10 protein-coding genes are annotated in these 10,801 nt (G+C 65.5%); 1 reads left to right on the top strand and 9 read right to left on the bottom strand.

Annotated elements, in window-relative coordinates; translation table 11 throughout:
- The 7 genes from H5T60_06895 to H5T60_06925 form a co-directional block, all read right to left on the bottom strand.
- Window positions 1–288 (bottom strand): hypothetical protein (locus tag H5T60_06895; protein ID MBC7242156.1); only part of this gene is annotated, 288 nt, incomplete at its 3' end.
- A gap of 6 nt (window positions 289–294) precedes the next feature.
- Entirely contained in the window at window positions 295–1,692 is a 1,398-nt protein-coding gene (locus H5T60_06900; GenBank protein ID MBC7242157.1) for an O-antigen ligase family protein, read from the bottom strand.
- A complete protein-coding gene (locus H5T60_06905; GenBank protein ID MBC7242158.1) occupies window positions 1,682–2,719 on the bottom strand; it encodes a GNAT family N-acetyltransferase in 1,038 nt (345 codons plus the stop codon). The genes H5T60_06900 and H5T60_06905 overlap by 11 nt, the downstream gene beginning before the upstream one ends.
- Complete coding sequence (locus H5T60_06910; GenBank protein ID MBC7242159.1) at window positions 2,720–3,733, bottom strand: GNAT family N-acetyltransferase; 1,014 nt, start codon at window positions 3,731–3,733, stop codon at window positions 2,720–2,722. It abuts the gene before it with no gap.
- Entirely contained in the window at window positions 3,730–4,347 is a 618-nt protein-coding gene (locus H5T60_06915; protein MBC7242160.1) for a GNAT family N-acetyltransferase, read from the bottom strand. The genes H5T60_06910 and H5T60_06915 overlap by 4 nt, the downstream gene beginning before the upstream one ends.
- 12 nt (window positions 4,348–4,359) lie before the next feature.
- On the bottom strand, window positions 4,360–5,898 hold the full coding sequence (locus H5T60_06920) for a polysaccharide biosynthesis C-terminal domain-containing protein (GenBank protein ID MBC7242161.1): 1,539 nt from the start codon (window positions 5,896–5,898) through the stop codon (window positions 4,360–4,362).
- A 7-nt stretch (window positions 5,899–5,905) separates the two neighbouring features.
- Window positions 5,906–7,351 carry a hypothetical protein gene (locus tag H5T60_06925; GenBank protein MBC7242162.1) on the bottom strand — a complete coding sequence of 482 codons (1,446 nt, stop codon included), beginning with the start codon at window positions 7,349–7,351 and terminating at the stop codon, window positions 5,906–5,908.
- A 182-nt stretch (window positions 7,352–7,533) separates the two neighbouring features.
- Between H5T60_06925 and H5T60_06930 the strand changes: the two genes are divergently transcribed.
- The gene (locus tag H5T60_06930) at window positions 7,534–8,730 is read left to right on the top strand and encodes a hypothetical protein (GenBank protein ID MBC7242163.1); all 1,197 of its coding nucleotides are present in this window, start codon (window positions 7,534–7,536) and stop codon (window positions 8,728–8,730) included.
- Between the two features lie 54 nt (window positions 8,731–8,784).
- Here H5T60_06930 and H5T60_06935 read toward each other — a convergent pair whose 3' ends face one another.
- Both H5T60_06935 and H5T60_06940 read right to left on the bottom strand, forming a co-directional pair.
- Window positions 8,785–10,314: a GAF domain-containing protein gene (locus H5T60_06935; protein ID MBC7242164.1), complete on the bottom strand. Its 1,530-nt coding sequence runs from the start codon at window positions 10,312–10,314 to the stop codon at window positions 8,785–8,787.
- Window positions 10,315–10,418: 104 nt separating this feature from the next.
- Window positions 10,419–10,801 (bottom strand): hypothetical protein (locus H5T60_06940; GenBank protein MBC7242165.1); only part of this gene is annotated, 383 nt, incomplete at its 5' end.

Consider the following 10,801-nt stretch of genomic DNA (forward strand, 5'->3'; position numbering starts at 1 on the left):
CTGGGGATCGTTGGCGCGCTGGCCGGCGCTATCCTGGAAGGGCGGAGTGGTCCAGGGGTGGAGGTGCGCTCCCACTTCCGCTTCCCCTTGCTCTGTCCACGCCCGCAGGGATGCCATGCCGGCCTGGTGTTCCGCCACCTCCGTAGTGATGAGGTACGTGGGACGGATGTCATAGCGCCGGCACAGCGTCTGAAAGGCCGGCAGACAGCGCAGGTTTTCCAGGCGCAGGGGCCGGCCTGCGTCCCATTGATTGTCCGCTTCGGTATCCACTGTGACAATGAGCCGCATGCCGCGCTACTCCTCTTTGCGCACCAATACTTTCCGCCGGCGCAGGAACCCAGGAACACCCCAGCCCTTTTCCGATACCAGGCCGTTCAGATAGCCCATGAAGAACCACAGCATCTTGTTGCCCACCATGTCGCCGCTGACCTGCGCGTTCAGCAGGGCAAAGAGGAAGAGCATCAGCCCGATGGCGGTATCCGCGCGGGTGCGGGGAGAAGCATCCCGCAGATAGGGGACCGCTCCGAAGAAGGCCAGGATGAGGCCCAGGGCGTGCAGGAGCAGTCCGATGATGCCGGTCTCGGAGGCGAACTCCAGGAACAGGTTGTGCGGATAGACCACGCCGGTGGTTTGTAGGACAGTGACCATGCCGCCCAGACCAATGCCGAAGAGGGGGTTTTGCCCGAACTGCTCCAGGGCGATCTGGTACAGCGCCAGACGGGTCTCGGTGCTGGCCTCGGTTTCGGGCGTGCCGGCGAAGATGCGGACGAAGGGCGAATAGGGATTGACGGCCGCCTGTTCGCTGGCGACGGCGCGCAGGGCGAGGAAGCCGGCGCCGGCCACGAGCATCATACCCAGGAACAGGATGAGTGATTCGCCAGCAGTCTGGCGCCGGCGGGCATACAGGGCACGGCCGAGAAGTGCAGTGACGATAATCAGCCCGCTGGTGAACAAGGGGCCGCGGGAACCGGTGAACATCGCTACGGTGAAGAAGGCCATGGCCGCCGGCACCCGGATCCAGTACGACAGGTTGGGCCACCACAGCATGACCAGGCCGGCGACGCACAGCAGGCGGGAGGTCCAGATGGGGTTGCCGCCGAAGGCCGTCAGCCGGCCGACAGCCGGCATTTGGGTCAGCGCCAACCCGACGCTGGCGATGCCGGCCGCGCCCACCGGGATGAAGCCGTACACCAGCCAGCGCCGGCGCTGTGCCGGCGTCAGAGAGGCCAGCAGGAAGCCCAGCAGGTTGAAGCCGGCGAAGCGCAGAAACTTGTCCAGCCCCACCTGCGGGCCGCTCCGCAGGATACTGAGGCCCAGCACGGCGACCAGGGCATACGTGGCCAGGGCCAGCGGGGACAGGATGGCGCGATATACCAGACGATGGCGGAGAGCCAGCAGGATGTATCCCAGCAGGGCGGCGCCGGCCAACCCGAAAGCGAAACCGCTTTCGATGGGGATGCCGACGAGCTGGGTGAAGGACTGCACGATGCCCAACGCGTCCTGCATCAGCACCACGGCCAGTTCCGGCACCCAGAGGATGACGGCCGCCGGCAGCATGCCCAGCACCGCCAGCAGACGCGGCGGGAGCGTCAGCAACAGCGGCACGACGACGCCGATGATCAGCGCGGCGCCGAGGATCAGCCACTGGACGGACAGCGGGCTGGCCGGCCTTTCCGAGCGATTACCGTGCATGGCTGCCACCCAGGATAAATCCCATCTCATGGATGCACTGCAGCAAGCGAGAGCGATTGTGATGCGTTACCAGCACCGGTTTCAAGATGCCCCCCTCCTCCAGCACACTGCGGTGCAGTTGGGGAAAGTTGGCCGAGGCGTGGTCCACGACGCGCACCAGGCCGGCCAGCGCGGCGACGGTGGAAAGCACGGTGAAGGTCGGCACCCCCTCGCGCAGGTGCGCCGGGTGGTTGGCGAACAGCCAGGTGTAACAGCGGTGGGAGTCCATCAGGATGATCATGCCGCTGACCGGTTCGCCGGCGGGAGAGCGGGTGATGAACAAGCGCGCTGCCTGACGTTCCCTGGCCAGCCGGTACATGGCTTCCACTTGGGATGGATTCAGCGGCGTGTCCAGGCCGTGCCGGGAATAGGTGGCGCGGTACAATGGCAGGAAGGCCGCGACGTCATCCTCGGCTTGGCAGGTATATCCCAGTTCCTGGGCGCGCTCGAATTTCTGCCGGCGGGTGCGTGTCGCCGTCCGCAAAAGCTGTTTCAGCTCGGCCGTTTCCCCCTCGTAGGTGTAGCGCAGGGTGGTCTCCCAGCCGCGCCAGCTCATGCTCCGCACGTCCGCCAGTTCATAGCGGTGGGCTAACAGGGTCTCCGAATAGCGTTCCTCCAGATAGGCGGCCAGCGCTTCCGTGACCTCCAGGGTGTGCACCATTTGCCGACGGTAGATGGGGGTGTCGCGCCGGCGCACGACCATGCCGTTGTAGGGACAGGCCGGCGGGAACAGGGAGCGCTTCCAGGGGCCGGTCTGCCGCACGTAAAGCGCACATCCCCCCCAGAGCGCCCCTTTCTTATCGAAACAGCCGATGATTTCCAGTTGAGTGCCGGTCAGCCGGCACAGCACTTCCAGCCACCAGGAGGTCTGAAAGAGCGTGCCGGTAGGGGATTCCCACGCCAGCGCATCCCAGGCAGGATATTCCGCTGGTTCCAGCCGGCGTACCGTATAGCCCTTGCCCCCGGTGGTTCCCTCTCCCTGGCTCATTTATCCTTCCTCCGGTTGGAAACGCCTGATATGCCGCAGGGCATGGAGAACGCGCAGGGCCGGCGAGCGCGTCAGCTCGGTGCGGGCGACCAGCCGCAGTTCGCCCCCCAGCAGGGCCGCGTTATGATGGAGGGAATGTACATTGGCCGAGGCGAAATCCACCTCGCGGAAGCGCTCGGCCAGGTGGGCGAAGGTCTCAAAATAGGTGAACACCGAGGCGCCCTGCTCCAGCCATTCGGGCTCGCTGGCGGCCAGCCAGAGCACGGCATTGCGCTGGGTCCAGAGGGCGATGGTGCCGCTGACGACCTCGCCGGCGGGGGTACGGGTGAGGAAGAGCTGGGCGGCCCCCCGCTCCCGGCCGGCGCGGTAGATGGCGGCGATGGCCGGCAGGGGGATCGGTGATTCCAATCCATGTCGGGCGAACGTCCGGGCGTACAGCGGGAGGAAGGCCTCGATGTCATCGCTGGGTTCACAGCACAGGCCGGCGCGTTCCGCCTGACGAAACATGGCGCCGCGAGTGCGCTCCGCACGCCCGATCATCTCCTCCCGAGTGCCCAGCGGGAGGATGTACGTATAGCGCACTCGACTGCACCAGCCCTGCCAGATCAGCCCCCGTACGTCGAGCAGAGAGTAGTGGTGGGTCAAATGCGCTTCATGGGCGCGCTGTCGGATCCAGCCCCCCAGGCACCCGGTCACGCCGATGGTGTGCATGACCTGAGTGGGGTAGGAGTCGGTGTCCCTGGGCTTTACCACGATGCCGTTGTAGAGGGCCGAGGGAGGGAATACCAGCCGGCAGAAGGGGCCGGTGCGCCGGCCGAACAGGGCACAGCCCCCCCACAGCACGCCCTTGCGGAAGCACCCCACCACCTCAAAATGCGCTTTCAGCTCCCTTGCCAGGGTTCCCATCCACCAGGTGGTCTGGAACGGGGTGCCGGAGGGCGCCGTGTCCACCAGCGCGTCCCAGAGGGGATATTCCTCAGGCGTAAGGGACCTTGCCGTGAATTCCTCGCTCACCAGCACACTCCTTGTTCCTGTCCGGGGTCCAGCAGGACCTTGCGGTAATGGATTCCTAACACCCGCCAGTGCGAGATGCGGCCGACCCGCCGGCTGTGCAGGGCTTCCATCATTGCCAGGCTGGGAGTATTGGTCGTGAGGACGCTGGCCTTGACCACGCGAACGTCCGGCCTGCTCAGGACTTCATGCAGGAAGCGGAGGGACAGGGCAAAGGCAATGCCCTGCCGGCGGTACGGCGGGTAGGTGTGGGCGTAGTGGGCGTATGCTTCGCCGGGATAGACCCGCACATAGCCGCGGTTCACCACCTCATTCGGGCGGGGAATGATAGCCCACAGATGGCCGGCCACCCGCTGACCGTCCAGCGCGAAATAGCCGACCTGCCCCTGGGCGAGCATCTTGCGGAAGTCGCGCCGCTTGTTGGCCGGCAGGCCTTCTATCCGCTCCAGCTCGTCCGCGTTCCCCTGGTCAACCCGCACGATGCGCAGGCCGGCCGGCAGAGGTCGTTCGGCCGGCAAGTCGTCCAGAGAGCGGTTGACAAAGATGTAATATTCGTTGTGCTCGAAGACCTTTTTCACGAGCCGGCGCAGAAGGTCCCGGGTTTTTTCCACTGACACTGCTTCTCCTCCTTATCTTATTCCCAGGCGGGCGCGGCCGGCCTTGAGCACTTCCTGAAGCTCGTGCAGGGAAATCCCCCCGAACGCCAGGATGAGCAGGGCATATACGCCCGCACCGCCGGCGACCTGTACCACCAGCAGCCAAAGGCTGGTCCCCAGCCATCGCTGGAGCGCCGCGACCGCCAGCACCATGCCGACGGATGCCAGCGCCGGCTTCCACAACCACCATCCGAACAGCCGCAGGGGCAGGACCCGCTGTGCCCATGCCCCGGTGAGCAACATCATTAGGATGTAGGAGGCCAATGTGGACCAGGCGGCCACCATGTAGCCGTAGCGCGGGATGCCGGCCAGGTTCACGCCCACGTTGAAGGCGCTGGTGATGATGTAAATGACAAACAGCGGCAGAGTCGTTTTCTGCAGGGCGAAGGCCTCCTCGTACATGCGGGCCAGGCCGTAAAAGATCATGGCCGCGCTGACGATGCCGATGACGGCGGCGCTGTCCAGGTATTCTGGGGTGGATAGGAGGAGCACCACCTGCCGCGAGACCGCCGTCAGGCCAGTCGCCAGCGGCATAGCCATCAACAGGTAATAGCGTGCCAGGCGTTCGACCAGTCGCTGGGTCTCGGCCGGCCCCTGCTCTGCCCAGGAACGGAAAAGGATGGGCTGGACAGCCCTGGCGAACGGCTCCAGCACCAGCTCCATGCCCCGCTGGGCGATGGAGTATCCCAGGGCGTAGATACCCACAGCATATGTGCTCAGCAGGCCGCCGATGATGTAGCGATCGGAGATGGAAAGGACCAGGCCGGCGACGGCGATGCCGGTCAGCGGCAGGCTGTAGCGCACTGCCTCGCGCAGGATGTCCCGCGAGAAAAAGCGCCCGAACAGGGCACTGCGCAGGGCCTGCCGGCGGGAGAGGGCAACGCCCAGAACCACCATTCCCCAGGCAATGGCGATGCCCCACAGGAAACCGATGGTGCCCATGCGGGCGCCCAGCGCCAGCAGGACGCCGATGGCGACCCCGCCCAGCACCCGCCAGATGACGAAGGCGCTGAACCACAGCGAGCGGCCCGTGATGCGGCACCAGGCGGCGATGGCCCCGAAGGCTACCAGCAGGGGGAAGGTGCCGGCGGAGACCAGCAGATACGGATACAGCCCCTCCTGCCGGCCGGGCTGCCACCAGGCCAGGATGCCGATGGACGCGGCCATCACCAGCAGGGTCAGCAGGCCGCCGGCGCGCGCCAGCGTGGCGTAGAGATGCTGAAGCTCCATGCGCCGGCGCGCCTCCGGCCAGAGGCGGATGAGCGATTCGTTGATCCACTGGCCGGCGATCATAGCGAGCGCTGTCGAGAGGCTGATGCCCAACGTATAACTGCCATAATCGGCCGGCGTCGAGAGCTTGCTGATGATGGCGGTGACGGCGATGCCTCCCAGTCCCTGCACCAGCGTCGCCGGCAGGTAAATGGCCGAATCGCGCACCGCCAGCCGCACGAAGGTTGTGCGCCTGGTCGCGGCATCGGATGCGGGGGTAGTGTCCGCCGGCCGGTCCATCATTTCTCCCTCATTCTTGCTCTTCCGCGCCGATGGGTGTCTCCGCCACCAGCCGGAAGTATTCCCGCAGGATGACGATGAGCAGGCCGATGACGAGGGCGGCGGTGCCGGCCACCACGCCGTTCAGCAGGGGGTTGGGGCGCACTGGCCTGGCCGGCGGAAGCGCCGCCTCGGCCAGGATGATGGGCGGGCCGGCCGGCTCGTAATGGACCTCATCAAAAGAGTCCAGACGCTTGCGCAGGTCCTGAATCTGCTCCCATACCACCGCCGCTTCCTGGACAATCTGCTTGCGCTGTGTGTCCAGCTCCTTAACGTCCACCTCCACCGCTGGAAGCTCCAGGTTGGCCTGGCGCAGTTGCAGATAGCTGATGTACCCGTTGAGCCAGTTGATGTAGGCCTCGCGGCGGGCGGACAGTTCCTGCCGCAGGGTCTCGGTTTGGGCGGCGATGTCCTGCCGGGAGAGGGCGTCCGGCGCCGGCGCGGCCTGTGCATGCTTCGTGAGCTCCTCCTGCAGGGAGGCGATCTTGGCCCGCACCGAGTTGATGAGGCTGTCCACCGTGCTCATCTGCGCGGTGACCTGATCCGCCGGCGGCCGGGTCGGCTCGAGCTGGGACATTGTCCATTTGATGTTCAGCAGTTCGGTATACAGCGAGCGGTACTGGTAAAGCTGATTCTCCAGGCGGGCCAGCTCGTCGCGCCATTCCGCCGGCGAGAACTGCGCCGTGGGCGGGGTGGTTTCCAGCTTCGCGAGCCGGTCCTCGAGGGTGTTGATGGCCTGGAGCGTATCGGTCATCTGGGTGCGCAGGGAAAGGCCCAGCTCATTCAGCTCCTGCTCGGAGAGGAGCGCCGCCGGCACGGGGCGTATGGACTGCATCTGGCTTGTCAGCTCCACGTAGATGCCCATCAGGTTGGCATAGGTGCTGGCGTAGGCATCCAGGGTGTTGGCCAGATACTGGCGCTGTTGCTCGACCAGGGAGGCCACTTCGGGGGAAGAGGCGGTGCGGGCGATGCCGGCCTCCTCCTGCCATGTCTGGACCCGTTCGCCGAACACTTTCACCAGCGTATTGGCCAGCTCGGCGGAGCGGGTCGGGTTGTTATCCTCCACCGAGACCCGGATGACGGCGGTATTGGGTGGGGCGGTGACGGTGACGCTCTCACGGAAGAGTTCGGGGCGCAGGGAAAGGCCGGCACGCTGTAACGTCTCCTGCAGGATGCCCGGCTCCGTCACCAGTTGGGCATAGGTCTGGGCCATGCGCTCGCTGGCCAGCGCCGCCGTGTAGCCGGTGGTGTTGGATAAGGGGTCGTTGACGTTGACGATCATGGTGGCGGTGGCGCGATAGACCGGCCGCAGGATGAACAGGCTCAGCAGGACGCTGACGCCGGCGGCGGCCACCACGCCGATCGCCAACCACTGCATCGATTTCCATACCGCTTGTAGATAGACCCGAACCTCCACTGCGCACCTCCGTGATACTGGGTTTAGGAAGAAAGTACCCCCCGCCGAACCTGCCCGGTAGTACCGCTGTACTATTCAGTTTCTTGTGACACCCCAGGATAATCAAGGTAGCGGAACGATACAGTTCCGCGAATTCTTATCCTAGGGGTGGGATGATGAAAGGGGAAAATGCTGTTTTCAGATTGCGCAGTATTACCTCGGTAGCACTGCTGTCGCTGTTCCTCCTGCTGGTGAGCCTGTTGGCCGGCACTGCGCCGGCCAGCGCCGGCAGTCCTTCCATCGCCGGCGTCCTCTCCCCCTCCATTCACCTGGGCGGGTACTACATCCTGCCGGAGTACTTCTCGCACGTCAGTCAGGCCGGCATCAACACCGTCGCTATGGTGCCCATGAGCGTGGCGGAGTATCAGCAGTATTTCGCCCAGGCGGAGCAGAACGGTCTGAAAGTGCGGGTTTCCATTTCCCCCTCGTTCCTGACTGCCTCAGACGCCACGGTCATCAATTACGTGGCGGCGCTGGCGAAGTCCAACGCGGTCTCCATGTGGTACCTGCCGGAAGAGCCCAAGACCGCGGCCGACCATGAGTCGTGGCGCCGGCTGTACAACCTCATCAAAAAGGCGGACCCCTTACAGCGGCCGGTGGGGCTGTACCTGGCCGAAGGCGCGACGCCGGACTATTTCCGCTACTGGTCCGACGTCACCGACGTGATCTTCTGCGGCGCCTATCCCGAGCTGTACGGCATTGATCGCGCTTCCATGGTCACCCGGGTCAAGGGTGCGGTGGAGGGCGCCGCCGGCACCAACACTGCCGTCATCGCCACGCCGCAGTTCTTCGATGCCCAGACCTACATGGAGCGTAACGGGCTGTCCTCCCTGCCGCCTGGATTCCATGTTGGCCATCCGAACTACCAGTACATGCGCTTCGACGCCTATGTGCCGCTGATGCTGGGCGCCCAGGGTCTCGACTGGTACACCTTCGAGTACGGCATATATGTGCCGGATATGGTCGACAGCCTGCGCCGGGTGCTGGCGGAGCTGACCCAATTGAAGCCGATCCTCACCTCCACGGATCCGGTGCCGCAGGGGATGAGCTTCACCATTCTCTCCGGCCCCACGCAGTCGGCGCCGGCCATGGGTGTGCGCCAGCCATCTATCCTGATGACCGCCCGCAACTACGGCGGCAACACGTATCTCTTCGTCGCCAGCCTGGTGCGCGACACCGTCCAGGTGAAGTTCACCGGTCTGCCGGGAAGCAAGGCGGACGTGCTGTTCGAGGACCGCTCTCTGCAGGTCCGGGATGGCACGATGGTCGATACCTTCAGCGATTACGCTGTGCACGTCTACAAACTGCGCTACCCCGGCATTAAGGTGCTGGTGCACTGATCCGCATCTGCCGGCCCCCTGCCCCCGCTCCCCTGCGGCAGGGGGCCGGCGCGTTCAGCGCCCTTCCTTCTTTCTTAATCGCTCCAGGGCGGCAACTGCCTCGCCGGCCGCCTCCGCCCACCAGACGAACCAACGCCGATGCGATTCGTCAAAAGGCCGGCGCATAAATCCCCGGATCGCCTCGGCGACGCCCAGCAGTTGGCCCCGGTACTGCACCGGCACGATGACGGCAGAGCGGCGCAGGTCTGACACGGGCCAGCTCTCTTCCAGATAGGTTTCCTGGATATCCCCGGGAAGGAGGAGGGTCTGCTGCTGGTCCGCCGCAAACCCATATACCCCTTCATACCGTCCGACATGCCGGGGAGGCGCCGGCCCGCGCCCATACACGGCTTGCAGTGTCAGAGTGCCGTCCGACTGCGCCGCGAAAAAGGAGCCTCCGTCGGCGCCGATCATGTTGACCATCTGGCGCAGGAGGGTGGGATATATGTCGTCCGGGTCGCGGACCCGGCGCAGTGCAAAGGCGATCAGCCGGCGCAGATGGACATGGGCCAAACGCTGTTCGCAGGCGTCGAGCGTGTGCTCCCATGGGAACAGCTCGGCCCGGCGCCGGCCCAGCTCCTGATAGCGCCGGCGCAGGTCGGGATCATCCCGCAGGGTCTCGAGGACGCGGCGCAGGGACTGCGGCTGGCCGGCCGCATACAGGAATCCTACCTGCTCTGCTAATCCGCGCACCTCGTGCGCCGAATCCGATGCGACGAGCAGACAGCCGGCGGCGAGGGCCTCCAGCTCCAGGCCGGCGAGACAGCATCCCTGCTCTGCCGCCGGCCAGCACAGCACCTGCCCCTGGCGCAGAAGCGCCCGAATTTCCTCCCGTCCGGCGACGTAATGCACGTGCAGGTTGGGCACGGCAGAGACAAATGGGTTTCCGGCGAGCGCCTCCTGGCCCGCCGGCGCCACCACATGCGCTGTGATGCCCGGCGTGTCCCGGAGCACCTGGACCAGGGCTTCTATGCTTTCTGCGCCGCAGTGCGCAGGGGAAATGACATGCAGGCCGTCGCTTTCCTGGGGCGGGAACGGCACGTGTTCCAGCTCGACGCCCCAGGGCACATACGCAAGCTTCTCCTCGGGCAGGTACGGGCGCAGGAATTCGTAATCGCCGGCGCTGTGTGTCAGCACCAACGCCAGGTCCGACAGCCGGCGAGCGCCCTGCTCGTCCCAGCCAGTGCTCAGGCACCTGTAACAGCTCCACACACTGCGGGCGCGCATCTCTGGGAGTATGTACCCCAGCCCGAGCAGTTCCCGAAGGTCCTGGGGGGTGGGCAGGCTGGCATGGATGTGGAGGATGTCGTAGTTGGCCAGGCTGGCGCGGTTGGCCGGCCAGCGTGCCCAGCGCTTCAGGCCCCGTGGGAACCGTTCAGGACAGATGACCTGCACGAAATGGCCGCGCGCCTGCAGGCCCTGCGCCAGCCGGCGCACCTGCTCCTCGATAAACGCCGCGCCGAGGCCGCGCGCCAGGGAAATCTCCAGCACCCGCAGACCAGGCCCCGCTTCTTCGAGGATGACATCCTGGACCTGCCGGCTCACCGGAGGCAGAAGCGGCCAGCCGTTATCTTGCGTGCGTGATGTTTCCGCCAACTTGGTACAATCCTTGCTGTTCCCTACCTGCGCGACCCCCGCGGACCTCTCCGTTACTGTTCCAGCGAGTCGATCAGCTCGACCAGGCTTTGGGCGGAATGAGAGATCTGGTTCAGCGCGGCGACCTGTTCCTCGGTCGCGTTGCTGGCCTCTTCGGTGCTGGCGGCTATCTGCTGGGCGGCGGTGGCGGCCTCGCCGACGGCTCGGGTGATCTCGGCGGTGTGTTCTTGTTGCTGTTGGGTGGATTCGATCATGGCCTGCGCATGTTCAGCGGTGCGTTCCATATAGGGCAGGGTGGCTTCGACCGCCCTGCGCAGGGTATCCATCTCGGCCTGGATGGCAGTACTGAGTTCGGCGATCTCCGCCACAGAGCGTGCGGAGCGCTGGGCCAGATCGCGGATTTCGCCGGCGATGACGTCGAAGGCGCGGCCGGCGG

The organism is Anaerolineae bacterium, from assembly GCA_014360855.1.
Taxonomy (GTDB): domain Bacteria; phylum Chloroflexota; class Anaerolineae; order JACIWP01; family JACIWP01; genus JACIWP01.

Coding starts and splice junctions, on each gene's coding strand:
- H5T60_06900 (MBC7242157.1), bottom strand. CDS start 1,692: ATGCACGGTAATCGCTCGGAAAGGCCGGCCAGCCCGCTGTCCGTCCAG.
- H5T60_06905 (MBC7242158.1), bottom strand. CDS start 2,719: ATGAGCCAGGGAGAGGGAACCACCGGGGGCAAGGGCTATACGGTACGC.
- H5T60_06920 (MBC7242161.1), bottom strand. CDS start 5,898: ATGATGGACCGGCCGGCGGACACTACCCCCGCATCCGATGCCGCGACC.